Origin of the sequence: Labrys sp. WJW, from assembly GCF_001676615.1 — a bacterium.
Lineage (GTDB): Bacteria > Pseudomonadota > Alphaproteobacteria > Rhizobiales > Labraceae > Labrys > Labrys sedimenti.
The window spans coordinates 89609-115831 of sequence record NZ_LYXZ01000004.1 but is presented as its reverse complement, the minus strand read 5'-3'; the positions used below and the strand labels follow the sequence as shown (position 1 = coordinate 115831).

At 64.8% G+C, this 26223-nt stretch carries 26 protein-coding genes; 15 read left to right on the top strand and 11 right to left on the bottom strand.

Annotated elements, in window-relative coordinates; translation table 11 throughout:
* Positions 1 to 146 precede the first annotated feature (146 nt).
* A complete protein-coding gene (locus BA190_RS03700) occupies positions 147 to 914 on the top strand; it encodes a Crp/Fnr family transcriptional regulator (protein ID WP_082979442.1) in 768 nt (255 codons plus the stop codon).
* Here BA190_RS03700 and cydC read toward each other — a convergent pair.
* Positions 900 to 2570, bottom strand: coding sequence for a thiol reductant ABC exporter subunit CydC (gene cydC / locus BA190_RS03695; protein WP_156771349.1), 1671 nt, complete (start codon positions 2568 to 2570; stop codon positions 900 to 902). The genes BA190_RS03700 and cydC overlap by 15 nt on opposite strands.
* The gene (cydD, locus tag BA190_RS03690; RefSeq protein WP_245314534.1) at positions 2567 to 4366 is read right to left on the bottom strand and encodes a thiol reductant ABC exporter subunit CydD; all 1800 of its coding nucleotides are present in this window, start codon (positions 4364 to 4366) and stop codon (positions 2567 to 2569) included. Before cydD ends, cydC begins: the two co-directional genes overlap by 4 nt.
* 243 nt (positions 4367 to 4609) lie before the next feature.
* On the opposite strand from cydD, the gene BA190_RS03685 reads away from it, so the two are divergent.
* From BA190_RS03685 to cydX, 3 genes are read left to right on the top strand one after another with little or no spacing between them, the layout of a single operon-like run.
* A complete protein-coding gene (locus BA190_RS03685; protein ID WP_068282721.1) occupies positions 4610 to 6193 on the top strand; it encodes a cytochrome ubiquinol oxidase subunit I in 1584 nt (527 codons plus the stop codon).
* Positions 6194 to 6214: 21 nt separating this feature from the next.
* A complete protein-coding gene (gene cydB / locus BA190_RS03680) occupies positions 6215 to 7363 on the top strand; it encodes a cytochrome d ubiquinol oxidase subunit II (RefSeq protein WP_068282718.1) in 1149 nt (382 codons plus the stop codon).
* Between the two features lie 12 nt (positions 7364 to 7375).
* A complete protein-coding gene (cydX, locus tag BA190_RS03675) occupies positions 7376 to 7516 on the top strand; it encodes a cytochrome bd-I oxidase subunit CydX (RefSeq protein ID WP_068282715.1) in 141 nt (46 codons plus the stop codon).
* On the opposite strand, the gene BA190_RS03670 is transcribed toward cydX, so the two are convergent.
* Positions 7501 to 9006, bottom strand: a complete 1506-nt coding sequence (locus BA190_RS03670) for an MFS transporter (protein WP_068282712.1) — start codon at positions 9004 to 9006, stop codon at positions 7501 to 7503. The two genes, cydX and BA190_RS03670, sit on opposite strands and share 16 nt — an antisense overlap.
* A gap of 83 nt (positions 9007 to 9089) precedes the next feature.
* On the opposite strand from BA190_RS03670, the gene BA190_RS03665 reads away from it, so the two are divergent.
* The 4 genes from BA190_RS03665 (at position 9090) to BA190_RS03650 (ending at position 11403) form a co-directional block, all read left to right on the top strand.
* The gene (locus BA190_RS03665) at positions 9090 to 9662 is read left to right on the top strand and encodes a TetR/AcrR family transcriptional regulator (protein ID WP_068282709.1); all 573 of its coding nucleotides are present in this window, start codon (positions 9090 to 9092) and stop codon (positions 9660 to 9662) included.
* A 174-nt stretch (positions 9663 to 9836) separates the two neighbouring features.
* Entirely contained in the window at positions 9837 to 10445 is a 609-nt protein-coding gene (locus tag BA190_RS03660) for a superoxide dismutase (protein WP_068282706.1), read from the top strand.
* Positions 10446 to 10486: 41 nt separating this feature from the next.
* Positions 10487 to 11089: a flavin reductase family protein gene (locus tag BA190_RS03655; RefSeq protein ID WP_068282703.1), complete on the top strand. Its 603-nt coding sequence runs from the start codon at positions 10487 to 10489 to the stop codon at positions 11087 to 11089.
* Positions 11068 to 11403, top strand: coding sequence for a tetratricopeptide repeat protein (locus BA190_RS03650; RefSeq protein WP_162275042.1), 336 nt, complete (start codon positions 11068 to 11070; stop codon positions 11401 to 11403). The genes BA190_RS03655 and BA190_RS03650 overlap by 22 nt, the downstream gene beginning before the upstream one ends.
* Positions 11404 to 11421: 18 nt before the next feature.
* Here BA190_RS03650 and BA190_RS03645 read toward each other — a convergent pair whose 3' ends face one another.
* The gene (locus BA190_RS03645) at positions 11422 to 12618 is read right to left on the bottom strand and encodes an MFS transporter (protein WP_068283031.1); all 1197 of its coding nucleotides are present in this window, start codon (positions 12616 to 12618) and stop codon (positions 11422 to 11424) included.
* A 177-nt stretch (positions 12619 to 12795) separates the two neighbouring features.
* On the opposite strand from BA190_RS03645, the gene BA190_RS03640 reads away from it, so the two are divergent.
* Together BA190_RS03640 and BA190_RS03635 are read left to right on the top strand one after the other, a co-directional pair.
* Complete coding sequence (locus BA190_RS03640) at positions 12796 to 13254, top strand: helix-turn-helix domain-containing protein (RefSeq protein WP_068282700.1); 459 nt, start codon at positions 12796 to 12798, stop codon at positions 13252 to 13254.
* A 75-nt stretch (positions 13255 to 13329) separates the two neighbouring features.
* Complete coding sequence (locus BA190_RS03635; protein WP_068282697.1) at positions 13330 to 14403, top strand: MerR family transcriptional regulator; 1074 nt, start codon at positions 13330 to 13332, stop codon at positions 14401 to 14403.
* Here the strand turns inward: BA190_RS03635 and BA190_RS03630 are convergent.
* Complete coding sequence (locus tag BA190_RS03630; RefSeq protein WP_068282694.1) at positions 14347 to 14982, bottom strand: GntR family transcriptional regulator; 636 nt, start codon at positions 14980 to 14982, stop codon at positions 14347 to 14349. The two genes, BA190_RS03635 and BA190_RS03630, sit on opposite strands and share 57 nt — an antisense overlap.
* Positions 14983 to 15166: 184 nt before the next feature.
* Here BA190_RS03630 and bioB point away from each other — a divergent pair, with 184 nt between their 5' ends.
* The 5 genes from bioB (at position 15167) to BA190_RS03605 (ending at position 20377) form a co-directional block, all read left to right on the top strand.
* A complete protein-coding gene (bioB, locus tag BA190_RS03625) occupies positions 15167 to 16195 on the top strand; it encodes a biotin synthase BioB (protein ID WP_082979427.1) in 1029 nt (342 codons plus the stop codon).
* Positions 16192 to 17355, top strand: a complete 1164-nt coding sequence (locus BA190_RS03620) for an 8-amino-7-oxononanoate synthase (RefSeq protein WP_068282691.1) — start codon at positions 16192 to 16194, stop codon at positions 17353 to 17355. Before bioB ends, BA190_RS03620 begins: the two co-directional genes overlap by 4 nt.
* A gap of 105 nt (positions 17356 to 17460) precedes the next feature.
* The gene (gene bioD, locus BA190_RS03615; RefSeq protein ID WP_068282688.1) at positions 17461 to 18117 is read left to right on the top strand and encodes a dethiobiotin synthase; all 657 of its coding nucleotides are present in this window, start codon (positions 17461 to 17463) and stop codon (positions 18115 to 18117) included.
* Entirely contained in the window at positions 18111 to 19388 is a 1278-nt protein-coding gene (locus BA190_RS03610; protein WP_068282685.1) for an adenosylmethionine--8-amino-7-oxononanoate transaminase, read from the top strand. Before bioD ends, BA190_RS03610 begins: the two co-directional genes overlap by 7 nt.
* Positions 19385 to 20377, top strand: a complete 993-nt coding sequence (locus BA190_RS03605; RefSeq protein WP_068282683.1) for a beta-ketoacyl-ACP synthase III — start codon at positions 19385 to 19387, stop codon at positions 20375 to 20377. The genes BA190_RS03610 and BA190_RS03605 overlap by 4 nt, the downstream gene beginning before the upstream one ends.
* A 17-nt stretch (positions 20378 to 20394) precedes the next feature.
* On the opposite strand, the gene BA190_RS35055 is transcribed toward BA190_RS03605, so the two are convergent.
* From BA190_RS35055 to BA190_RS03575, 6 genes are all read right to left on the bottom strand, one after another.
* Complete coding sequence (locus BA190_RS35055) at positions 20395 to 20871, bottom strand: DUF4279 domain-containing protein (protein WP_082979426.1); 477 nt, start codon at positions 20869 to 20871, stop codon at positions 20395 to 20397.
* A gap of 18 nt (positions 20872 to 20889) precedes the next feature.
* Positions 20890 to 21600, bottom strand: coding sequence for a riboflavin synthase (locus tag BA190_RS03595; RefSeq protein WP_068283025.1), 711 nt, complete (start codon positions 21598 to 21600; stop codon positions 20890 to 20892).
* A gap of 217 nt (positions 21601 to 21817) precedes the next feature.
* Positions 21818 to 22987, bottom strand: coding sequence for an ABC transporter ATP-binding protein (locus BA190_RS03590; RefSeq protein ID WP_068282677.1), 1170 nt, complete (start codon positions 22985 to 22987; stop codon positions 21818 to 21820).
* A 10-nt stretch (positions 22988 to 22997) separates the two neighbouring features.
* Positions 22998 to 23822: a carbohydrate ABC transporter permease gene (locus BA190_RS03585; RefSeq protein ID WP_068282674.1), complete on the bottom strand. Its 825-nt coding sequence runs from the start codon at positions 23820 to 23822 to the stop codon at positions 22998 to 23000.
* Positions 23815 to 24714 carry a carbohydrate ABC transporter permease gene (locus BA190_RS03580; RefSeq protein WP_068283023.1) on the bottom strand — a complete coding sequence of 300 codons (900 nt, stop codon included), beginning with the start codon at positions 24712 to 24714 and terminating at the stop codon, positions 23815 to 23817. Before BA190_RS03580 ends, BA190_RS03585 begins: the two co-directional genes overlap by 8 nt.
* A 200-nt stretch (positions 24715 to 24914) precedes the next feature.
* Positions 24915 to 26189, bottom strand: a complete 1275-nt coding sequence (locus BA190_RS03575; protein WP_068282672.1) for a sugar ABC transporter substrate-binding protein — start codon at positions 26187 to 26189, stop codon at positions 24915 to 24917.
* Positions 26190 to 26223 lie beyond the last annotated feature (34 nt).

Genomic DNA, 26223 nt, shown 5'->3' with positions numbered 1-26223 from the left:
GAAGTATTTATTTCCTGTATTAGGACTGCACTCTCGGCCAAATCTCAAAATTTCCTGTTGATCCCACTGGACGAAATGTCCAGTCGTTCAGGGCGCCCTCGCCTGCTAACCCCATGGACGTGGTCGCAACGCGATTGGTTCTCATCATGGGTGCAGCAGCCGGTTTCCGCTCTTCTCTCGCGCTGGTCCGCAAGGCCTGTGCAGCCTGCGGCGCGTGCAACGTTCGGCATCAGGCTCTTTGCGCGGCCATGGCCGAGGAAGATCTCCATCGTCTCGACGACATCATGAGCCCGGTGGTTCTCCAGCCCAACCAGACGCTGCTGCGCCAGGGCGATCCCTGCCGCAAGGTCTATTGCCTGGCATCCGGCATGCTGCGGCTGTTTATCGACCTGCCTGACGGGCGACGCCAGATCACCGGATTCCTGCTGCCGGGCGACTATCTCGGCCTGGTCGACGACGACGTCCACTCCCAATCGACCGAAGCCGTCGTCGCCTCCAAGCTATGCGCCTTTCCCATCCGCCAGATGGAACTGCTGATGGACGAATTCCCGAGCCTGCGGGAACGGCTCCATCGCATGACCAGGACAGCCTTGCGCCAGGCCCACGACAGTCAGCTCATGCTCGGCCGGCTGGCGCCGCTCGAAAAGCTGGCCAGCTTCCTGCTCATGCTCGATGCCCGGGCCAGCCATCAACCCCGCCGTGGGCGGTTGCTGCAGCTGGCAATGTCGCGAACCGACATCGCCGACCATCTCGGCCTGACCATCGAGACCGTCAGCCGCTGTTTCACCAGGCTGAAGATGCAGGGACTGATCTGCCTGCCCGACGCCCATCTTGTGGAAATTTTGCGCGAGGACCGCTTGGCCGACATTGCCGGCATCGGCATACCCGAGCATTTGCAGTCAACCGCCTGCTAGCTCCATCGGCATCAGGCGACCGTCGACGAGCGCGAGCACCCTGTCGACCGCTCCCGCCGGGATCTCCGCATGGGTGGCGAGGATGACGCTGCGGCCCTTGGCGGCGGCTGCGAGATCGGCGAGAAAACCCGCCTCCATGGTGCGATCAAGACCGGTGGTCGGCTCATCGAAGACCAGGATCTCGGCCGGTGACAGCAGGACACGGGCGAGGCAGAGCCGCCGCGCTTGTCCGACGGAGAGGGTACGCCCGGATTCTCCAACGAAGGCATCGAGCCCTTCGGGGAGGCTTCGCACGAAATCGGCGATCCGCGCGGCTTCGAGCGCCGACCAGAGTTCGGCGTCGCTCGCCTCCGCCCGGCCGATCAGCAGATTGTCACGCAGCGAGCCGAGAAAGACGGGTGCGTGCTGGCTCAGCAAGGCGATCCGCGCATGAAGATCGGCCTGGCGAACGGTGCGGATATCCGTGCCGTCCATGGCGATCGAGCCGGCCTGGGGATCATGCAGCCGGAGCAGCAAGGCGAGCAGGGTCGACTTGCCGCTGCCGCTTTCGCCGATGATCGCCACACGTTCGCCGGCTGCGATCGTGAGGCTGAGATCACGCAGCACCGGGCGGGCCGGGTCGAAGCCGAAGGTCACTTGGTTCACGTTGAGCGTTCCACCCGGCAGTGCCACCGGCCGTCGGGGATCGCTGATCGCCGGTACTATTTGCGCGATCGCCCTTACCCTCTCGGCCGCCGTGACGGCAGCGCCGAATTTGGCGACGCTGCGCACCAGCATCGCCGTCGCCTCGAAACTGGCGAGCACCGCGAGCAGCAGCCCGACGAGCAGAGGACCGCCGATCTCGGCTCGGCGCAGGGCCTCGATGCCGCACCAGAGCACGCCGACAAGCGCGATCCCGGCCAGAACCTGAACAGCCGCCGCGGCCAGCAGGCCAGCCCGCCCCGAACGACGCCGGGCACGGGCAAGCCGCTTGGCGGCTCCGTCGAATTCCTGCCTCGCGGCCGCGACCGCCCCGAAGGCGACCAGATCGGCATGGCCATCGATGCGATCCAGCATGGCGATACGCAGCGCAGCCGAGGCTTCCACCAGTTCGGCACCCAGCCGGCGCGAGAACAGGATCAACATGGTGGGAACGCCGGCAAGGGCGAGGATCATCGCCATGGCGTAGATCGGGGCGGCGGCCGGCAGCAGAACAACAAGCCCGGCCGTCATGCCGGTCCCGATCAGCAGGGCCGTGAGAATGGGGCCGAACGCCGTCAGGAAGACCGTATCGAGGGTGTCGACGTCGGCCGTGAGACGGCTGACGAGATCGCCATGCCGGAGATCGCGCGCGGGCAGCGGAATGCGGGGAAACAGGCGCGCGAAGAGCCAGCCCCGGAGAGCGGAGAGGAGGCGCAAGGTCGCGTCGTGCCCGACCAGCCTTTCGCCATAGCGCGAAAGGATCCGCATCAGGGACAGGCCTCGGATCAGGGAGGACGGACCAAACAGGTTGAAGCTTGTCGCCGCGGTGGTGAGAGCCGCCGCCGTCAGGAACCAGCCCGAGACCCAGAGCAGGGCGACGCCTGCGGTGAGGGTGAGCACGGACAGGATCAGCGCCAGCCCCATACGGCCGATATGCTGGCGAAACAACGGCCAGAAGGACAGCAAGGCGGTCATGCGGTCCACCTCGGTTGTTTCTGCAGCCTGCCGGCATGGGGACGGGGCATCGGCAGCAGCTTGCCGCCGGCCAGTCGCCAGGCTTCGTCAAGCCGGGCGGCCACGGCGGGCGAATGGGTCGCGACGATCATGGTTCGCCCTTCTGCGAAATCGAGCAGCGCGTCGAGCACACGGGCTTGGGTCGCGGCATCCAGATGCGCCGTCGGCTCGTCCAGGAGAATCAGACCGGGATCGCGTAGGAACAGGCGCGCCAGGGCCACCCGATGTCCCTCCCCGCCCGACAGGCCGACGCCGCCTTCTCCGATCGGGGTGTCGAGCCCCTCCGGAAGTTTCAAGGCAAAATCCAGGACGCATGCCTGCTCCGCCGCGCGCGCGATTTCCGCGGCCGAGGCGGCAGGCTTGCCCAGCCTGATATTGTCGGCGATCGAACCGTGAAACACGCGTGAGCGCTGGCTGATGAAGGCGACACCCGCCCGCAGGCTGGCCTCGTCGATCTCAGCGAGGTCGAACCCGGCGATACGGATGCCCTCCCCCGGTCTCAGGCGAGCCAGCGTTTCCAGCAGGCTCGACTTGCCGATGCCGCTTTCGCCGAACAATGCCAGATGCCGGCCGGCGCCGATCTCCAGGGAGACATCGTCGAGCAGGACACGGTCGCTATCGGGCACCCTGATGGTCAGGTGCTCGACGCGGAGCGGCAACCCGCCGGACGGCGAGGGAAGAGGAACGGTCTGCTCAGCGGCGCCGGCCTCCGGCAGACCGGCAAAACGCATCTCGATCTCGGCGATGGCTGCCTTGGCGGAGGCCCTGTCGTGGTAATGGGAGGCGAGCTGGCGCAGCGGCTGATAGACCTCCGGAGCCATCAACAGGCAGAACAAACCGGCCTGCAATGTGAGGGAGGAGCCGCGCAGGTCCACAAATCCTAGATAGGTCAGGCCCACATAGAGCGCCACGCCGGCCACGCCGAGGGCCGCGAAGAATTCCAGCACGGCCGAGGACAGGAAGGCGATGCGCAGCACCCGCAGGGTGCGTCGTCGCAGATCCTCGCTCGCCCGTTCGACGTCTCGGGTTTCGAACTCGGCACGGCCGAACAGCTTCAGCGTGGTCATGCCGCGCAAGCGATCGGCGAAGTGCCCGGACAGCCTCGTCAGAGCATTCGCCTGTGCCTTGGTCGCCGCCTCCGCTCCCCAGCCGACCAGCGCCATGAACAGAGGGATGAGCGGCGCCGTCAGCAGGAAGAGCAGCCCCACCACCCAATCGAACGGCATGACCGCGGCGGCGAAGGCCAGCGGCAGCACGGCCGCCTGTATGCTCGCGGGCAGGAAGCGGGCAAAGAAGCCGTCGAGTGCCTCGACCTGGTCAACGACCGCGGCGCTCAAGGCGCCGGACGAGCGCGATGCCGACCACTCCAGCGAGCCGCCCGACAATTTCGCTGCAAGCCGGCTACGCAAATCGAATTTGATGCGCTCGGCCGCGACGATGCCCGCCTGCTCGCCCAGCGCTGCCAAACCCAGCCTCAGGGCGATCAAGGCGGCAATCGAGAAGATCGCGCTTCCGAGCGCCGCAATTCCCTCTCCTGCCACCACGGCCCGATGCAGCACCGAAGCCAGCAGATAGGCCTGGGCGATGAGGAGCCCCCCCGAGATAAGCGGCAGGATGGCCGCGATCGCCAGTCCGCGCCGCGCGCTGCGGGCGAGATTGGCGAGCGCGGAACGATCTACCCTGCTCGATGCTCCCGCGATCCGGGTGCCGGACGTCTCTCCTACCTGCTCCACACCGGCCTCATCTGAAACCTCCAAGCAACGCGGGCTCCAATAGTTCACCACTGATGCCAGTATATCTACTTCACTTCTTGCGGCACAAAGTGTTGCACACTTTAGATTTTGTCTTGAAAAAGCAAAATCAATCGAAGCACAATCCCACCATCTTTAGCCGCCGCGGGCTGCTTGGGGCATTGATTTCAATCAATGCCCGCCACGGGTTGTCCGTTTAGGGAAACTTGAAACTGGCGCAATGCCAGTGTTGGACCGGGTTTGGCGTCTATGATTGATTTCACCATCGTCGATCTGTCGCGACTGCAATTTGCGGCGACAGCCATGTATCACTTCATCTTCGTGCCTTTGACGCTGGGCCTCTCCATCCTGGTGGCCATCATGGAGAGCGTCTATGTGATGAGCGGCAATCCGGTCTGGCGCCGGATGACGCTGTTCTGGGGCACGCTGTTCGGCATCAACTTCGCCATGGGCGTGGCGACCGGCATCGTGATGGAATTCCAGTTCGGCATGAACTGGAGCTACTACAGCCATTATGTCGGCGATGTCTTCGGCGCCCCGCTCGCCATCGAAGGCCTGATGGCCTTTTTCATGGAAGCCACCTTCATCGGCCTGTTCTTCTTCGGCTGGGACCGCCTGTCGAAGGTGGCGCATCTGGCCGTCACCTGGCTGGTCGCGCTGGGCGCCAATTTCTCGGCGCTGTGGATCCTGATCGCCAATGGCTGGATGCAGAACCCGGTCGGCTCGGTCTTCAATCCCGATACGATGCGCATGGAGATCACCGACTTTGTTGCGGTCATCTTCAATCCGGTCGCCCAGGCCAAGTTCGTGCACACGGTCAGCGCCGGCTATGTCGCCGGATCGATGTTCGTGATGGCGATCAGCGCCTTCTTCCTGCTGCGCGGACGCCATCGCGAGCTTGCCCGCCGTTCCATGGTGGTGGCGGCGAGCTTCGGCCTCGCCTCGGCCCTGTCTGTCGTCGTGCTGGGCGATGAAAGCGGCTATGTCGCCACCGAGCACCAGAAGATGAAGATCGCCGCCATCGAGGCGATGTGGGAGACCGAGCCTGCACCGGCCGGCCTCACACTCTTTGCCCTGCCCGACAAGGACGGCAACCGCTACGAGGTCAAGGTTCCCTGGGTGCTGGGCCTGATCACCACCCGCAGCCTGAACAAGGAATTGCCGGGTATCCGGACGCTGGTCGAGCATGCGGAGGTTCGAATCCGCAACGGCATCCAGGCCTCGGCCAGTCTCGACGCCATCCGCAAGGACCCGAACGACAAGGCCGCCCGTGAGGCCTTCGCCAGGCAATGGCCGGATCTCGGCTATGCCCTGCTGCTCAAGCGCTACCGCCCCGACATCCAGAACGGGACGCCCGAGGAGATCCAGCGCGCAGCCCTGGATACGGTGCCCGGCGTGGCGCCGCTGTTCTGGAGCTTCCGCGTCATGGTGGGCCTGGGCTTCTATTTCATCGCCTTCTTCGGCCTCGCCTTCCTGATGAGCTGCCGCCACCGTCTCGGCGAAAACCGGGCCTTCCTGCGCGTGGCCCTGTGGAGCCTGCCCTTGCCATGGGTGGCGATCGAGGCAGGCTGGCTGGTCGCCGAATATGGCCGTCAGCCCTGGGCGATCGAGGGCGTGCTGCCGACCTTCTATGCCGCTTCCGGCCTCACCCTCACCGATCTCGTCATCAGCCTCGGCTTCTTCCTGGCGCTCTATACCAGCCTGCTCATCGTCATGGTCTTCCTGATGGTGAAGACCATCCGCAAGGGGCCGTCCGAGCATAGCGTACTGGACGACGCACCGGCGGGTGCAGGCCCCCTGCCCGAGCCCGCCCTCGCCCGCACGCCGCGCTGAGCCAGATCAGGATACGTACCCATGAACACGATCCCCCTCGACTATGAAACCCTGCGCCTGATCTGGTGGGCCTTGCTCGGCGTGCTCCTGATCGGCTTTGCCATCATGGATGGCTATGATCTCGGCATCGGAGCCCTGCTGCCCTTTGCCGCCCATACCGACGAGGAACGCCGCATCCTGATCAACCTGATGGGGCCGACCTGGGAAGGCAACCAGGTCTGGCTGATCCTCGGCGGCGGCGCGATCTTCGCCGCCTGGCCGGCGCTCTATGCGACGTCCTTTTCCGGCTTCTATCTGGCGATGATCGCCATCTTGCTGGCCTTGATCCTGCGTCCCGTCGGCTTCAAGTTCCGCGGCAAGCTCCAGGATTCGCGCTGGCGCACTTTGTGGGATTGCGCCCTGTTCCTCGGCGGCTTCGTGCCTGCCCTGATCTTCGGCGTCGCCGTCGGCAATGTCTTGCTGGGCGTGCCGTTCGGCCTCGATGCCACGCTGCGTCCGTCCTATAGCGGCAACTTCTTCGGCCTGCTGCGGCCCTTTGCGCTGCTTGCCGGGCTGGTCAGCCTCGCCATGCTGGTCACCCATGGTGCAACCGTGATTTCGGCCCGCACCCAGGGGCCGATGACGGAGCGCGCGCGCTCCTATGGCCGCCTTGCCGCCCTGGCGACCCTGGTGCTGTTCGGGCTTGGTGGCGTGTGGATCGCCTATGGCATCGAGGGCTATGTCGTCACCAGCCAGCAGGATCCGTTCGGGCCCTCCAATCCGCTGGGCAAGACGGTCGCGCTCGAAACGGGCCGCTGGCTCGCCAACTTCCACAGCCATGGCTGGATGTGGACGGCACCGACCCTCGGCCTGCTCGGGCCGCTGGTGGCTTTTGCCGGCCTGTCGGCCCGCATGGGCAAGCTTGCGATCGCCGGCAGCAGCCTCGCCATCATCGGCATCATCGCCACCGCCGGCCTGGCGCTGTTTCCCTTCCTGCTGCCGAGTTCGCTCGATCCCAGGGTCAGCCTCACTGTGTGGGACGCCTCCTCCAGCCACATGACGCTCTTCGTCATGCTGCTGGCGACGGCGGTCTTCCTGCCGCTGATCCTGGCCTACACCACCTGGGTCTTCCGCGTGATGCGCGGCCCCGTCACCGCCGACTCGATCGGCCGCAACCCCAACGCCTACTGAGGAGATCGGCTCATGTGGTATTTTTCCTGGATCCTCGGGCTCGGCCTCGCCTGCTCCTTCGCCATTCTCAATGCCATGTGGTTTGAGCTGAGGGAGCAGAAGGTCGTCGCCGCAAAGCCGGCGAACAAGCCCGACCGTCAACCGATCGGTTGACGGTCACCCAGCCGATCCTGACGGCGGCCCATCAGGCCGACGACGAGGGCCGTCAGCAGGAAGAGCAGCGAACAGACGGCGATCACGCCGAGAAAGGCCTGCTCGAAGGCCGAGCGTGCCAGCCGGGCCAGCATGTCGCCCAAGGGCGAGGGCAAGCCTTCGGCCGCAAGCAGGGCCTCGTCCAGACTGTCGCGCACGGTACCGGCAACCGGCAGGTCGGACGGCAGCACCAGCATTGCCGTGTAGATCGCCGACATGATGGTGCCCATCACGGCAACCCCAAGTGCACCGCCGAGTTCGTAGGAGACCTCCTCGATCGAAGCGGCCATGCCGGCACGCTCCTCCGGCGCATTGACCATGATCGCACTGGACGCGGCCGACATCGACGCCCCGACGCCGAACCCCATGGCGCTCAGAGCCGTCAGCCAGAGGGCCGCCGTTCCGTCATGCGTCAGCAGGAAGACAGCAAGGCCACCACCGGCCAGCGCCAGCGACATCCAGAGCACGTGGCGGGCCCCGAGCCGCGGCAGAGCAAGACCCGCGAGCGGCCCCGCCACGATCGATGCCAGGGGAATGGGAAGCAGGAGCAGGCCTGCCTGCAGCGGCGACAGGTTGCGCACCAGCTGCAGATGCTGGCTGAACACCAGTTCCACGCCGATCAAGGCCGCCGAGGAGACGGTGGCGACGATGACGCCGGCGGCAAATTCGGGATTGCGGAACAGGCCGAAATCGATCAGCGGCATCTCGCTCCGGCGCTGCCGCCGCCTGAAAAGGAAGAATGCCAGGGCGCCAATGAGCCCCGCCGCAAGCGCGGCCTCCCAGCTCGTCGAACGCTTGCCCAGTTCCTTGATGGCATAGGCGGTAGCGATCAGCCCGACCATGATCTGGAGCGAGCCGACGAGGTCCCAAGGATGGGTGGCACGGCCCGGACGGTTTTCCAGCACCAGCCAAGCCGCCAGCCAGGCTCCGATCACCACGGGAACGTTGATCAGGAAGACCGAACCCCACCAGAAGAACTCGAGCAGCAGGCCGCCGAGCACGGGTCCGAAAGCCGCGCCGCTCGAGGCCACCGCCGCCCAGACGCCGATCGCGAAGGCCCTTTCCTTCTCACTGGTGAAGGTGACGCGAATGATGGCGAGGGTCGCCGGCATCATCATGGCCGCGCCGACGGCCAGCAAGGCACGAGCAGCGATCAGCACCATCGAACTGGGTGCGAAGGCTGCGAGCAGCGAGGCCGCGCCGAAGGCGATCAGGCCGGCCATGAACAGCCGCTTGGAACCGACGCGATCACCCAGCGTGCCGCAGCCGGGCAGCAGGCCGGCGACGACGAGCGGATAGGCATTGAGGATCCAGAGCTTTTCGGAGGCGGTCGCGGCCAGGTCATGGGTCAGGCGCGGCAGCGCCGTGTAAAGCACGGTCAGGTCGACGACGATGAGGAACAGGGCACTCGAAACGATTGCGAGAACCAGCCAGCGATTGTGATATGCCATGATCGAGTTCAGCGTTGAATGAAACTTGTCCGCGCAAAGCGGACCGCTTGCCCACCTCACTCGGTCAATATAAATACATACGTATGGAAACAAAAGAAAGAAGTGGCCTCGGCCGTCCCCGCAGCATCGATCGCAACAAGGTTCTCGATGCGGCGGAAGCCGTGGTGGCGCGCATCGGCCCCGCCGGCCTGACCATCGATGCGGTTGCCAAGGAGGCGGGCATCACCAAGGGCGGGGTGCAATATTGCTTCGGCACCAAGGACGGCCTGCTCAAGGCCATGCTGGAGCGCTGGGCCGAAGGTTTCGACGCCGAAGTTGCCAGGCTCGCTGCCAAACAGCCGGGTCCTTTCGCCATGGTGCGGGCCTATGTCGAGGCCAATCGCCATATTGACGAAAAGGATGCGTCCCGTTCGGCTGCCATGCTGGCTGCCCTGATCCAGAGTCCGGACCAGCTGGCCGATACCCGCGCCTGGTACCGCCGTTATCTGGCGGCGATCGATCCCTCTTCTCCCGAAGGACGCAAGGCGCGCCTCGCCTTTCTCGCCTCCGAAGGCATTTTCTTCCTGCACAGCTTTCAATTCGTGCAGATGACCGAAGCCGAATGGCAGGAGATATTCGAGGACATAATGCGCCTGCTGCCGGACAGTCCTGCGTGACGCGGGCGAGTAGGCTGCACGTCAGGCCTCCGAAGCCATGCCGAGGCGAAGCCCGGTGATTTTCCAACCACCGGCTTGACATATGAGCCAATTCGTTTTTCAAAGGAAAGACTTTGAAAATGGATTGCGCGGCCATAGATGGCGAGCGCGGTCCTTCGATGATGGAGAAAGACCATGGCCTTCACGCTCCCCACCCTGCCCTATGCCATCAACGCCCTCGCCGCACGCGGCATGAGCCAGGAGACGCTGGAGCTCCATCACGGCAAGCATCATCAGGCCTATGTCACGGCCCTCAACGGTTTCGTGGAAAAGGATCCTGCACTCGCGGGCAAGACGCTCGAAGAGATCATCGCCCTGGTCAAGGATCGGCCCGAGGTGGCACCGGTATTCAACAATGCCGGCCAGCATTGGAACCACATTCACTTCTGGCAGGCGCTCAGCCCGAATGGTGGCGGTATTCCCGGCAAGCTGCAGGCCAGGATCGATACCGATCTCGGCGGCACCGAGGCTTTCAAGGAAGCCTTCAAGACGGCGGCGACCACGCAGTTCGGCTCGGGCTGGGCCTGGCTCATCGCAGGCAAGGACGGCAAGCTCAAGGTGACCAAGACGCCGAACGGCTCCAATCCGCTGGCCACCGGCGAGGGTTCGCCCCTGCTCGGCCTCGACGTCTGGGAGCACAGCTATTATGTCGACTTCCGCAACCGGCGCCCCGACTATGTCACGAACTTCCTCGACAAGCTGGCCAATTACGAGTTCGCGGAAGCCAATCTGGCGGCGCTTTGACGGCTGGTTGCGGCCTGTCCGGCGGAGCGGGAGAAGGTAGCATGCGCGAGATCGACCGTTCCGCCTCCGTCACGCCGATGGCATGGACGTCGCCGCGCCGGCCTCCCATCGACCGGTCGGAATTCGCCGAGACGATGTCGAACCTTGCGGCGACAGTGTGCGTCGTCGCCGGCCATTGGCAGGGCGAACGCCAGGGGCGCACGGCAACGGCCGTGCTTTCCCTTTCGGCCGAACCGCCATCTCTTCTGGTTTCGATCGACCGGACATGCCGCCTGGCCGAGCTCATTCTTGCCTCGGGCCGTTTTTCCGTGGCGATGCTGGCGAGCGAGCAGGAGACCATCGCCGATGCTTTCGCCGGCAAACTCGGCGGCATCGATCGCTTCAGCGTCGGCGACTGGCAAAATTGGGAATCCGGCACCCCACGCCTGTCCTCGGCCGCCGCGTCCCTCGATTGCGAATTGATCGGCAGCATGTCGGTTCCCACGCATCTCGTCATCGCCGGCGCGATCGTCGGAACCGAACTCGCGAAGACGACGGCCCCGCTGCTCTGGCACCGGCGGCAATACCACCGGCCGGCCCCGCTTTCGGGATGGTCGACACTCTCGATCCAGGAACCCCAGCCATGGCCGACTCCGGCGGATTGATCGCCCGCCTCGAACAGCAGATTGCCTCCGGCCGCGACAATGCCCTTGCACGCTTCACGCTCGGCCGAGCCCGGCTGGAACAAGGCGACCCGGCCGGAGCGATCCTGCACCTCACGCAAGCCGTCGCCCTGAAACCCGATTATGCCGCCGCCTACAAGCAGCTTGGTGCCGCCCATGCCAAGGCAGGCAATGCGCCGGAGGCGATCGCCGTCTGGGGCAAGGGCTGCGCTGTTGCCCAGGACAGCGGCGAGCTGCAGGCCCTGCGGGAAATGACGTCGCTGCTCGGCAAGCTGAAGCGGCGCCATTCGACCTGAGCCCTCGATCGCACACCATTACTCGGCGGCATCGATCGCCTGCGTCGCCTCCTTGGGCGTTGCCCCCAGGGTTGCCGCCCAGAACACCAGGGTGGCCGCCGCGATGGCCGCACCGAGCAGGCTGACGCCGGTCCAGCCGGCATAGGCATAGACCACCGTCGAGGACGACGAGCCGACGGCACTGCCGATCGAATAGAACACCATATAGCCGGCGGTCAGCCGGCTCTGCGCCTCGGGCCTGACGCGGTAGATCATGCCCTGATTGGTGACATGCACGGCCTGGAGGCCGAAATCGATGACGAGAACGCCGAGGACCAGCCACAGGATGGAATAGGGCAACAGCCCGATCGGCAGCCAGGCAAGCAGCATCAGGCCGAGTGCGATGCCGGTCACGCGCTGCCCGTAGCCGCGATCGGTCCAGCGTCCCGCCCTGGAGGCCCCGAGGGCCCCGGCCGCGCCGGCCAGGCCGAACAGGCCGATCACGCTGTGCGAGAAGGAAAAGGGCGGCGCGCTCAGGGGCATCACCAGGGGCGCCAGCAGCGTGGTGATATCGGCGAAGATCAGCATGGCGATGACCGCGCGGATCCGCAGCACCGGTTCCTGCACGAACAAGGTGAAGAGAGAGGCGATCAGCTTGGGGTAGGCCAGGCGCTGCGCTGGTCGCTGTTGCGCCGGCAGCATCTTCCACAAGGCCAGGACGATGACGAGCGTGGCCACCGCGGAGATGACATAGACGGTGCGCCAGCCGGAGAGATCGGTGAGCACGCCGGCTACGGTTCGGGCCAGCAGAATGCCGAGCACGATGCCGCTGGTGACGATACCGACCACCTCGCCGCGTGCCGATGGCCGTGCCAGGCTGGCGGCATAGGCGACGAAAGCCTGGGTGACCACGGCCAGCAGGCCCATCACGACCATCGAGGCGAGCAGCATGGCAGCACTCGAGGCAAAGGCGATCGAGACGAGAGCGAGCACGCTGAGCAAAGACTGTCCGATGACCAACTTGCGCCGGTCGACCAAATCCCCGATCGGCACCAGCAGGATGAGGCCTAAGCCATAGCCGAGCTGGGTCGCGCCGACGATCAGGCCGGCGGTGGCACGTGACAGGCCAAGATCGTCCGCCATGACGTCGAGCAAGGGGTGGGCAAAATAGGCATTGGCGACGGCAAGGCCGCTCGCCACCGCAAAAAGCAGAATGAGAGAACGGGACAGCAGCATGGAGGGCTGTGGCGCACCGTCATTCAATGCCGCGGCCCGGGAGGATCCCAATTCCACGTCCGAGGGCATGGCAAACTCCATCTCAAATAGGTTTAATAATGAAACCATTTGCCTCATAGACGATGAAGTTTTATGATGCAACCGAAATTGAAAAGACATTCGGAAACAACCAGGACGATGGTCAAGCGCAAGAGCCTTACCGGGGACTATTGTCCGAGCGCGCGCTCGCTCGACGTGATCGGCGACTGGTGGTCGCTGCTGATCGTGCGCGACGCCTTCGATGGGCTGACGCGTTTCGGCGAGTTTCAGAAGAGCCTCGGCATCGCCAAGAATATCCTGTCCGAGCGCCTGAAGACCTTGGTCGCTCGGGGAATTCTCAAATCCGTGCCGGCAGCGGATGGCGGCGCGCACCAGGAATATCACCTCACCGAAATGGGGCGGGATCTCTTCCCGGTGATGGTCGCCTTGCGCAAATTCGGCGAGGCGCATCTGTTCGCGCCCGGCGAGCCGCATTCGCGCCTGGTGGAACGCGAGACCGGACAGGCCATCCAACTCGAGATTCGTACCAGCGACGGACGTGCCGTCGAGGCCAAGGACGCCGTCATCCTGAAGGTCGAGGAAGACGGCGCGGCATGATGGAAAGCCGGCAGGCTTGACCTTGCCCCTGGGGCCGCCTCGATAAGAGGATGGTCAGCCAGCCAGGGGTGATTCATGCCGGCATCAGTGCGCTTCCTCAATCCATCCGAAGCCGCCCGGCGGCTGGGCATCTCGGCCAAGGCCCTGCGGCTCTACGAGCACAAGGGCCTGCTCGCGCCACCCCGTACCGCGGCGGGCTGGCGGGTCTATGGCCCCGACGAGATGCGTAGGGCACGCGAGATTGCCGAGCTTCGCACACTGGGTTTCCCCCTTGCCGGGATTGCACGGCTCCTGAACGGCGACTACCGGGAACTGGATGCCGCACTCGCGGCCCATCAGTCGGCCGTGCAGGAGCAGCTCGAGGGCCTTGCCGCCACGCTCGCAGCACTCGGGAGCCTGCGAAGCGGTCTTTCACGCTCGCCGGCATGCACGGTTCGGGACCTCATGCGAGGGCCGCTCGCGGCCCGGCCGCCAGCCATTGCCTTCGACCTGCCCTGGCCCTGGGGTGGCGAACGCTTCGAGATGCAGGACATCAAGCCACTGACCTACATCATCGGCCCGCTCGGCTCCGGCAAGACCCGGCTCGCCTTGCGACTGGCCGAAACCCTGCCGGATGCGGCGTTTCTCGGCCTGGAACGCCTGTCTGACGGCGCCGCATGGCGGGATGTTCTGGCAGCCGATCCGGCTCTTCGCGCCCGCGTCGAGCACAGGCTGGAACAGCTCGTCGGTTTCGGCGCCCGCCTATCCGATGCTCTCAAGGCCCTGGTCGCCGGCCTCGAGGCCAGTGGCTCCGCTTATCTCGTCGTCGACATGATCGAACAGGAGTTGGACGAACCCTCCCAGAGAGCAGTCGCTCGCCATCTTCGGTCTCGCGCGCCAGGCGCCCCTCCTCTTTTCATGTTGACCCGATCCCGTGCCATCCTGGACCTGGCGAATGTAGGCGGGGACGAGGCCGTCATCCTGTGTCCGGCCAATCACAGCCCTCCCGCGCTGGTCGCAGCCCTTCCCGGTTTTCCCGGCTACGAGGCCGTTGCCAGTTGCCTTGCTTCTCCCGAGGTTCGAGCCCGCACGGAAGGGGTCATGGCCTGGCGATCAGGGCATGGAAGCCAGCCCGCCACCCCGTCCCTGCTCAAGCCCGCGGATATGTGACTGCAGCAGGGTGGCCGCGCGGCCGGCGTCGCGCTGCCTCAGGGCATCGAGGATCTGCCGGTGGGCGTGACTCGTGCCGGGCCGCCAACCGGCGGTGCGTGTTGCGGCGAAGATGATGCGTGAATTGGCGAGCTGCAGTCCGTCCAGCATGGCCAGCAGCCGGGGCATGCGGCATGGCGCCACGATCTCGCGGTGGAAAGCCCGGTTGGCGAGCTCCCATGCCTCGATAGTGTCAGCCCGGTCGCCAGCCTGAAGCGCCTGCTCCATTCGCTCCAAGCTCACCGCATTCAGCCAGGGAATAGCCTGGCTGACGGCCAACACTTCAAGGTTTGCGCGGATCTCGACGATTTCCTGCGCCGCCTTGCGGTCGAGCGGTGCCACCCGCATGCCGCGCCGGGACTCGCTGACGGCAAGCCCCTGGGCACGCAGCAATTGGAAGGCCTCGCGGGCGGGCACATGGCTCGCCTCGAACTCCGCCGCGATCTTGTCCTGCCGGAGCGGCGTGCCAGGCCCCAGTTCTCCGCGCACGATACGCTCGGCCAGGGTGCGCGCGATGCGCTCGGCGACGGTTTCAGCCATGGCAGCTCCATAGATTATCTATGATAAAATCAGATGCATCCTCTCTTCGCAACTTTATGATGATTCCAGATAGATAGATTTCAAATTTTATCTATAATTTGAGGCGCCCGATGTTTGGCTGCCTCTCCTTCCCGGACTCGCGTCTCCCCCATGGGATCCGTGAGTGGTCATGCGAGGAGACGATATGCACGATCAGGTATCGAGAGTTCAGAGCCGTGAAACCACAGCCGGCATCCTCGGTTCGGGCGCTGACAGCGCTATCCCCCTGCCCTGGAACCGTGCCGATGCGCGTGCGATCTATGACCTGCCGTTCAACGACCTGCTGTTTCGCGCCCAGACCGTTCACCGCCGGCATTTCGATCCCAACCGCATCCAGCTCAGCAAGCTGCTCAGCATCAAGACCGGCGGCTGTCCGGAAGATTGCGGCTATTGCAGCCAGTCCGCCCATCACGACAGCGGGCTGAAGGCCTCCAAACTCCTGGAAGTGCAGAGGGTGATCGAGGAGGCGCGCCAGGCCAAGGCGGGCGGCGCCACGCGCTATTGCATGGGCGCGGCCTGGCGCGGCCCTAAGCAGCGCGACATGGCGATGCTCGTCGCCATGGTGGAAGGCGTGAAGGCGCTCGGCATGGAAACCTGCATGACGCTCGGCATGCTCTCGCCCCAACAGGCCGGGACGCTCGCCGAGGCCGGCCTCGATTACTACAACCACAATATCGATACCTCCGAGCGCTTCTACCCCGAGGTGATCACCACCCGCAGCTTCTCCGAGCGGCTGGATACGCTGGCCAATGTCCGCGAGGCCGGCATCAAGGTCTGCTCGGGCGGCATTCTCGGCCTCGGCGAGGCGGTCGATGACCGCATCGACATGCTGGTGACCTTGGCCAACCTGCCCGAGGCGCCGGAGAGCGTGCCGATCAACATGCTGATCCCCGTGCCGGGCACCCGGCTGGCTGATGCCCCTCCTGTCGATCCGATCGAGTTCATCCGCATCATCGCCCTCGCCCGCATCCTGATGCCCGCCTCGCATGTACGCCTGACGGCTGGCCGCACGGCAATGAGCGACGAGATGCAGGCCCTGTGCTTCTTCGCTGGCGCCAATTCCATCTTCGTCGGCGACACGCTGCTCACCGCCGCCAATCCGGGCGACGACAAGGATACCAGCCTGATGCGCCGCCTCGGCCTGACGGCGGCGCCGCCGGAGGATGCGCCATGAGCATGGCACTGCCGGGCGAGCGGCCCCGGCTGGCGCGCTATGCGGCAAGGCTCGGCCAGTTCGAGCGTAAGGGGCGGCGGCGCGTCCTGGCGCCGCAAAGCGGCATCGATTTCAGCTCCAATGATTATCTGGGGCTGGCGTCGTCATCGCGCTTGCGCGAAGCCGTCGTCTCTGCGGTCGATCGCTGTGTGCCCGCCGGTGCCGGCGGCTCGCGTCTCCTGCGCGGCAACCATCCCGAGCACGAAGCCCTGGAGGTCGAGGCTGCCACGTTCTTCGGTTCGGAGCGCATGCTCTATTTCAACGGCGGCTACACCGCCAATCTCGCCGCGCTCTCCACCTTGCCGCAGCGCGGCGACCTCGTCGTCCACGACGCCCTCATCCATGCCAGCGCCCATGCCGGTATCGCGGCTGGCCGCGCAGCGGCGGTGGCCGTGCCGCATAATGACGTCGCGGCCTTCGAACAGGCCATCCGTGCCTGGCGGGCGGCGGGCGGCAGCGGCCATCCCTGGATCGTGGTCGAGAGCCTCTATTCCATGGATGGCGACATCGCACCCCTGGCGGAGCTGATGGCGCTGGCCGATGCCCATGATGGTTTCCTCTATGTGGACGAAGCCCACGCCACCGGTGTTCACGGCCCGGGCGGACGCGGCTTTGCCGCCGCCTTGGAAGGCCGCGACAATGTCGTGGTGCTGCATACCTGCGGCAAGGCACTCGGCTCATCGGGAGCGCTCATCGGTGCCGGCGCCGTGCTCTGCGATGTCCTGGTCAATCACGCCGCGCCCTTCATCTATGCCACCGCTCCCTCGCCACTCCAGGCCGTGCTGGTGCGGGAGGCACTCCACGCACTGGCGGATGAGCCGGAGCGGCGTGAACGCGAATTGGCCCTGATCGCTTTCGCCAACCGCCTGCTGGTCGAGCGGCTCGGCATCGCGACCAGCGGCTCGCAGATCCTGCCTGTCATCATCGGCGACAATGAGCGCTGCCTCGCCGTCGCCGAACGGATGCAGGCGGACGGCTTCGATATCCGCGCCATCCGGCCGCCGACGGTTCCGGCCGGCACGGCGCGTCTTCGTATCGCCATCACCCTCAATGTCGACGAGGAGGCTATAGCGCAGATGGTCGAGCGGCTTGCGATGGTGATGGCGGAGGATGGGCGATGAAGCGCAGATCCTGGGATCGCGGACGTCCCGTCCGCCTCTTCCTCTTATCGAGGCGCAGTGTTTCCAAGAGCGAACGAGGACATCCCTGGTCCCAGGAGCTGCGCCATGATTGATGAGGCTCATCCGCGCATCGTCGTCACCGGCACCGACACCGGCATCGGCAAGACCGTGTTCTCAGCCGCTCTCGCCCATGCGCTCGATGCCAGCTACTGGAAGCCGGTGCAATCGGGCCTCGACGAGGAGACCGATAGCGAGACGGTGCAGCGTCTGGGCAGGCTCCCACGAGACCGCATCCTGCCGGAAGCCTACCGGCTCGCCACGCCGGCTTCGCCGCATCTCTCGGCTGCCATCGACGGCATGGAACTCGATCCCGATATGCTCAATCCGCCGCCGGTCGCCGACCCCCTCGTCATAGAGGGCGCCGGTGGGCTGCTGGTTCCGCTGACGCGCCGGATCGTGTTCGCCGACGTCTTCGCGCGCTGGCGCTATCCGGCGATCCTCTGTGCCCGCACGGCGCTCGGCACCATCAACCACACGCTGCTGTCGCTCGAGGCCATGCGCCGCCGGGGCATTCCCATCCTCGGCATCGTCTTCATCGGCGACGAGCAGCCTGACAGTCAGTCCGTCATCGCCGAGATCGGCGATGTCCGGAGCCTGGGCCTGCTGCCAAAACTCGATCCCCTCACCGCCGATGGCCTGCATGCCGGCTTCCGGAAGTGGATCGACCTATCCACTATCAAGAAGGGGCTTGCCTCATGCTGAAATCCCTGCCCTCGCCGGTCTGGCATCCCTTCACCCAGCATCAGCTCGATCCGGTGACGCGCCGGATCGCCCGCACGGAAGGTGCCTTCCTCTATGAGGAGGACGGGCAGGCGGTGCTCGATGCGATCTCCTCCTGGTGGGTGATTACCCATGGCCACCGACATCCCGCCATCATGCAGGCGATCCGGGAGGCCAGCGAACGCTTCGACCAGATCATCTTTGCCGACTATACGCATGAGCCGGCCGAGACGCTCGCCAGGGGCTTGATCGAGCTCGCGCCCGCAGGCCTCGCCCATGTCTTCTATTCCGACAGCGGCTCGACCGCGGTCGAGGTCGCCTTGAAGATGGCGCTCGGCTTCTTCCACAATCGAGGCACGCCGCGCTCGCGCATCGCGGTGATGGAGCACAGCTATCATGGCGACACCATCGGCACGATGTCGGCCGGTGAACGCGGTGTCTTCAATGCGGCCTATGGCCCCTTGCTGTTCTCGGTCGACAGCCTGCCCTTTCCCGCCGCCGGGCAGGAACAGCGCACGCTCGATACCTTCGAACACCTCTGCCGGCAGGGCGACATCGCGGCCCTGTTGATCGAGCCTTTGGTGCTGGGTGCAGGGGGCATGCGCATCTACGCCCCCTGGGTTCTCACCGAACTGAAGCGGATCGCCGAGACCCATGGCGTCCTCCTGATCGCCGACGAGGTGATGACGGGCTGGGGCCGCACCGGCTCCTTGTTCGCCTGCGAGCAGGCCGACATCACGCCCGACATAATGTGCCTATCCAAGGGGCTTACCGGCGGTGCCGTGCCGCTTGCGGCAACCCTGTGCACGGCGGAGATCTTCGAGGCGCACCTGTCGGATGACCGCAGCCGCACCTTCTTCCACTCCAGTTCCTATACCGCCAATCCCATTGCCTGCGCGGCCGCCTGCGCCAATCTCGACATCTGGCGTGCCGAGCCGGTTGCCGAACGTATCGCCACCCTGGCGGCCGGACACGGCCGCCGCCTCGACCGGTTCCGCAGCGATCCGCGTTTCGCCGACCTCCGGCAATGCGGCACCATCGCGGTCATGGAAATCGCCGTGCCCTCCGGCGGTTATCTTTCCGATGCGGGGCCGCGGCTGCGCACCTTCTTCAAGGCCCGCGGCCTGCTCATCCGCCCGCTCGGCAATGTAATCTATCTGATGATGCCCTATTGCGTCACGCCGGATGATCTCGACCGCGCCTATGCGACCATCGACGAGGCGGTGGACCTGGTCGCCGGCGCCGGCCGATGACCCGCTGCCGTTCGAGCCGCGTGCTCGGCTTCGGCCATCGCGTCCCGGAACGTCGGGTCGGCAATGCCGAGATCGAGGCGAGCCTCGGCCTCGAGGCCGGCTGGATCGAGCGGCGGACGGGCATCCGCCATCGCCATTGGGCTGGCGCCGAGGACACGCTGAGCGGCCTAGCGGCCGAGGCCTGTGCCGCAGCCCTGGCGGATGCCGGCATTGCGCCCGATGCGGTGGGGCTCGTCCTGCTTGCGACGTCGACGCCCGACCATTTGCTGCCGCCCTCGGCGCCTCTGCTGGCGCACCGGCTGGGGTTGCCGAAAGCGGGAGCCGTCGACCTCGCCGGCGCCTGCTCGGGCTTCCTCTACGCCCTCACTTTGGCGGACGGCTTCGTGCGCACCCAGGAAAAGGCCGTGCTGGTGGTTGCCGCCAACATCCTCAGCCGCCGCATCAATCCTCATGAGCGCGCCAGCGCCGTGGTGTTCGCCGATGCCGCGGGCGCCCTCCTGCTCGGCCCCTCCCGCGCCGAGGAGACCGGCCTCCTCGGTGTCGACCTTGCCTCCGACGGCAGCCAATACGACCTGATTTCCATCCCGGCTGGCGGCAGCAACCGTCCCTTCGCACCAGAAATCGCCGCCCAGGATTTCCTGATGACCATGCGCGACGGCAAGGCGGTGTTCTCGCAGGCCGTGCGCATGATGAGCCGCTGCGCCGAACGGGCCATGGCCCGCGCGGAGCTGGCGGCCGTGGACATCGATCGTTTCGTGCCGCATCAGGCCAATACGCGCATCTTCGACGCCGTCTCGGCGGAACTCGGGCTCGATGCAGCAAAAACCGTGCGTAGCATCGAGAACTACGGCAATTCCTCAGCGGCCACGATCGCGCTGTCGCTTTCGCTCGCCCATCAGGCCGAACCGTTCAGGCCGGGCGAAAAGCTGCTGCTTTCCGCGGCCGGCGCCGGCATGACCGGGGGCGCCGTGGTACTGGGTATGGGGTGATGACGGGTGCGAAAGCTTCAGTTTTGAGGAACAGCGAAGACCTCGATGCCGAAATCCAGGCCAAGCTCGACCAATTTAGCCAATGTCCGCAGCGGAATTTCGTCGCCGAAATAACCATCGCCAAGAAACTCGACGATGATCCACGTCTTGCCGCCGGTTTCCCTAAGGCTAAGCAGAAGGGCTTTGTGGGGAAGAAGGCGATCGATCAGGTCATCGACACGACTGGCAAACCATTGCTTTTCGACATGATGTCGCTCGCTATAGCGCCAACTCGTGTTCGGATAGAGGCTCCGCAGACGCTCGCCCTTGGGGGAGGTACGAGGATCTCCGGCTCTATGCTGAAATTTTGGTTCAAGCCCGATCGCTGCCGTAATTTCCGCTGGATCGATACTTGGATGTTTGATGAAAAGTTGGACCTCGAATCGTCTTTGTGACTTTCCTTCAGATCCCGCGCCGTCCAGTTTCCTTCTACCGAACGGCACGACATTTGACATCGCAGATCCCTTCGAGCCTCAGCTCTTGCCGATCTGGCGCGGCACCTGCACGAAGTCCTCGAGGTTGAGGCCCTTTTCCGCGAGCAGGGCTTCCAGCACAGGCTGCAGGCGCCCCAGGCTCTCCTGGACGGCATCGCGCACGGTATCGACAACCACCTGGGTGTCGCGCTCGATCTCGATATTGAGGCGGTCGCCGGCGCGCTTGTCCTCGAACACGGTCATGCGGCGGGTTTCGGGAATGAGCCAGACTTCGAACCAGCCTTCCTTCTTGTCGACCTCCGACACGGTCAGGCTGGCCCCATTGATGGCGATATAGCCCTTGGCGAAGATGTAGCGCGCGAAATCCGGCGGGATGGCGATGCGGATGACCTTGTTGCCTTCCGAGGTGCCGACGGAGTCGATGGCGGTGGAGAAATCGACATGGCCCGAGATCGGATGCCCGCCGATTTCGGCGCCATCCTTGGCGGCCCGCTCGACATTCACGCGATCGCCGGCAACATAGTCGGCCAAAGTGGTGATCTTCAAGCTCTGCAGCATCACATCGAAGGTTGCCGTCTGCGCCGAGACCAACTCGGTTACCGTCAGGCAGACACCGTCCACCGAGACGCTGGCGCCGATGGCGAGCCCTTCGCTGAAGCCCTCGGGAAAGCGCAGCGTGAAAGTGCGCAAGCCGTCATGGTCGTTGACGGCGTCGATGTCGGCGACGCCCTGAATGATGCCTGTGAACAAAGAAGAGGTCCTGTCAATGAAGCCGGAAGCCGAATGACGTATTGCCACCTGGCAGGCGATATTTCCGTCATTGCGAGCGTAGCGAAGCAATCCAGAAACCGCCTACCCAAAACTGGATTGCTTCGCTACGCTCGCAATGACGAGCTTAAATCATAGATAGGCATGGTTGGGAAAGCCGCCAAGCGCGAGCACCGTACGAAGATGGCTCCCGATGCCTTCAGCGGATCGCCAGCTGGCTTGCCGGATCGAAGAAGTGCAGGCTGTCGGCCTGGATCCCAACCTTCACGGCATCGCCGGCCTTGCGCCTCGCACTGACAGGCGCGCTGATGCGCATGCGGGTGGAGATTGCGGCCGGCGCGCTTTCGTCCAGTTCGTCCAGCCCCGCGCGCTTCTGCTCTGCGCCCGTTCCGGGCTCGACGAGATCGACATGGATGAGCAGGCTCGCCCCCAGGTCCTCCTGAAAGGCGATGCGAGCGGAAAGCGCCTCGGCAGCACCATCGGCGACGAACAGGTTTTCGGGACGAATGCCGACCACGACCTCGCGATCGCCAGCAGCGGCAAGCCCGGGCCTTTCCTGCATGAAAGCAGCCGGCAAGGGCAAAACGAGGCCCGGCAGGGCGACTTCCATCCCCTGCCCGCTCCGGCACAGCCGGCCGGACAGCAAATTGATCGGCGGCGCCCCGATGAAGGTGGCGACGAACAGATTGACCGGCCGGTCGTAGAGCTCGCGGGGCGGCGCCAATTGCTGCAGCACGCCGCCATTCATCACGGCCACCCGGTCGCCCATGGTCATCGCCTCGACCTGGTCATGCGTCACATAGACCGTGGTCACGCCGCTCGCCCGCTGCAGGCGGGCGATCTCGGCACGCATCTGGCCCCGCAGTCGGGCATCGAGGTTGGACAAGGGTTCGTCCATCAGGAAGGCAGCGGGCTCGCGCACGATCGCTCGTCCCATGGCGACGCGCTGGCGCTGGCCGCCGGACAACTGTCCGGGGCGGCGGGTGAGCAGCTTGTCCAGCTCGAGCATGGCGGCGGCGGCCTTCACCTTCTCCTCGATCACCTCGCGCCTCTCGCCGCGCACCTTGAGGGCGAAGCCGACATTGTCGGCGACGGAAAGATGCGGATAGAGCGCATAGCTCTGGAAGATCATCGCGACGTTGCGCTCGCGCGGCGACAGGTCGTTGGCCACCTCAGCACCGATCGAGAGCGTGCCGCCGGTGATGGTCTCCAATCCGGCGATCATGCGCAGGGCCGTGGACTTGCCGCAGCCCGACGGACCGACCAGCACCAGGAACTCGCCGTCTGAGATGTCGAGATCCAGTTTGTTTACCGCCAGATGCCCGTCGGCATAGGCTTTGCTGACCTGGGAAAAGCTGATTGCGGCCATGACAGAACCTTCAGTGGGCCGACTTGGTCAGGCCCTGCACGAAATAGCGATTGAGCAGGATCATCATCAAGACGATGGGAAGAGTGGAGAAATGCGCCAGCGCGCCGAGCGTGCCCCAGGAAATGTCCTTGGTGCCATAGGCCGAGAGCAGCGCCACCGAGATCGGCTTGCTGTCGGCCCGGGTCAGGAACATCGAATAGAGGAAGTCGTTCCAGGAGAACATGATGCAGAAGATGGCGCTGGCGATGATGCCGGGCACCACGGTCGGCAGGGCCGTGAACAGGAAGGTGCTCCAGTCGTTGCTGCCGTCGGTCAGGGCCGCCTCCTCGATCGACACCGGCGAGGCGCGGAAATAGGAGAACATCATCCACACCACGAAGGCGCTGTTCAGGGCGGTGTTGAGCAGGATCACCGCCCACCAGGTGCCGAGCAGGCCGATGTCGCGCATCATCAGGTAAAAGGGGATCAACGTCGCGACCGGCGGCACCGTGCGGATGGCCAGGAAGAAATAGGCCAGCCACACGGCTTTCGGATTCTTGGATCGGGCCAGGGCGTAGCCGGCGGGAACGCCGAGGAGCAGCGACAGCAGCGTCGAGCCGATCGAGATGATCAGGCTCGATTTCACCAGCGACCACAGGTCGAACAGCCGGAAGACGTTTTCGAAATTCGCGAAGGTCGGCTCGAAGAAGAGCTGCGGCGGCGTGGTGAAGATATCCCTCGCCGGCTTGTAGGCGGTGGAGAACAGCCAGACGATCGGAAAGAGCGCGATGGCGAGGATGACGATCAGCGCGGCACGCCTTGCCCATAATCCCCTGTCGGCAGCAGCCTCACGCATTGCGGTTCCTCGCAGGCCTGACCAGGAAGATGAAGAAGGCCGCCATCACGCCGATGCAGACCGTGATCAGATTGCTCACGGCCGAGGCCCTGCCGATATTGAAGAATTCCAGTCCCTGCTTGACGCCATGGATCATCAGCGTAGTGGTGGCATCGCCGGGCCCGCCGCTGGTGCTGACATAGATGATATCGAAGACACGGAAGGCATCCATCATCCTCAGAACCAGGGCCAGGAAGGCCGCCGGCAGCAGGAGCGGCAGGATGATCAGGGCGAAGCGCTGCGCGCTGGTGGCGCCGTCGACCTGTGCCGCCTCGAGGATATCAGTCGGCAGGGACTTCAGCCCGGCCAGCAGGATCAGCGCCATCAGCGGCGTCCACTCCCAGACGTCGACGGCGATCAAGGTCGGCAAGGCGAGCAGCGGATCGGCGAGCAGGCCTCGCGGCCCCGAAATGCCGGCCTCGGCCAGGAAATAGCCGAGCACGCCATAGTCGGCGTTGAGCATGGCCTTGAAGACCAACCCGACGACCAGCGGCGTCACCGTTGCCGGGATCAGCAACAGGCCGAGGGCGATGCGGTTGAACAGGTCGTCGCGCCAGAGCAGCAGGGCGATGCCGAGGCCGAAGACGAACTCGAGGGAAACGGCACCGATGGTGAAGATGAAGGTGTTGATCAGCGCCTGGCGGGCGGTCTTGTCGCTCCACAGGGCGATATAATTATCGAGCCCGACGAAATGCCGGCCCGCCGGGCGAACGAGACTGTATTCCTGGAAGGAATAAAAGATCCCCTGTGCCATCGGCCAGACGGCGATGGCCAGCACATAGAGTATGGCGGGAGCCGCCAGAAGGAACAGGAAGAGCTGGCGCTTGCGTGCATAGGACAGGCGCCGGGGCATCGCCCTCGTGGCGCCGTTGCTTCCGACGAGACGCGTTGAACTGCTTTCCAAATCCAGGCTCTCCGGAATCGTCGACGACAAGACAGGCGCGAGCATGATCGCGCCGCCCTCGGTGGCAATGCAACCTTGCTTGGACAGGCCCTGCGGAAGTTAATTCCCAATGAGCGCATGCTCGCTGCACTCATTGGGAGATTTCAGGTTCAGAACAGTTTCTCGGCCTGGGCCTGGGCATCGTCCAGGGCTGCCTTGGGATCGGCGTTGCCGACCAGCACGCCATTGACAGCCGAGCCGATCAGATCCTGCAATTCCGGATATTGCGGAATGCGCGGCCGGAAATCGACATTGCCATGCTCGAAGGAGGTGGCCAGCACGGGCAGGAACGGGAACTTCGCCAGAAGGTCCTTGTCCGTCATCTCGCTCTTGCGCAGATAGCTGCCGGCACCGCGGAGATTGAATTCCTTGTGCACGGCCGGGCTGGTGATCCACTTGATGAAGGCCCAGGCCGCCTCCTGCTTGCGCTTGTCGATGTCGGCATTGATGCCGAGCCCCCAGCCGCCGATGCCGTATTCCGGTTGCTTGCCGGCACGCGCCGGCGTCAGCATGATGCCGACCTTGCCGACCACCTTGGAGATTTCCGGATTGTCGTAGCCGGCGGCGCCGATCGACCAGGTCTGCATGTTGGCGACCATGCCCTGGCGGAAGCTTTCCTCGCGCGCACCCCAATCATAATCGGCCGCGCCGGGAGGAGCCGCCTTGTCGAACAGCTTCTTGTAATCCATGACGCTCTGGAGATTGGCCGCCGAATTGAGCGTGGGCTTGCCGTCAGGCCCCAGGATCGAACCGCCGAGCTGGAAGTTATATTGCATCCAGTCCTGCGCCACGGCCGGGCCCTTCTGGCCATTGGCGACGAAGCCGAAGGTCTTCTTGGCCGGGTCGGTCAGCTTGATCGCATCGGCGATGTAGTCTTCCATCGTCGCCGGCGGCTTCAGGCCCGCTGCTTCATAGAGGTCCTTGCGATAGGCCAGCACATTGGCATAACCGGCGAAGGGAAAGGCGACCTGCTTACCCTTGTAGCCGCCCAGGCCCTTCATCAGACTGGGATAGATATCGTCAACCTTGATCTCGGCGGCATCGCGCTTGATCCAGTCGGTAAGGTCGACGGTATAGCCGGCTTCGGCGAACTGCCCCGACCAGACGATGTCGGTGGTGGCAATATCATAGCCCTTGGTGTGACCGACATAATCGGCCGTAATCTTGGTCAAGAGTTCGGGATAGCTCAGGATCTCGACATTGACCTTGGCGCCGGTGGCCTTCTCGAAATCCGGCGCCATTGCAGCCAGGATCACCGCGAACTGGTCGTTCTGCGATGCCAGGCTCAGCGTGACGCCATCGAAACGTTCCTGGGCCTGCGCGCCTCCCGCAAACACCAGAAATCCCGCCAGCATGAGAGAGCGGCATTTTGCCGTCATGTTCATCGTGGGTCCCCTCCGTTACACCCTCGCAACCGGG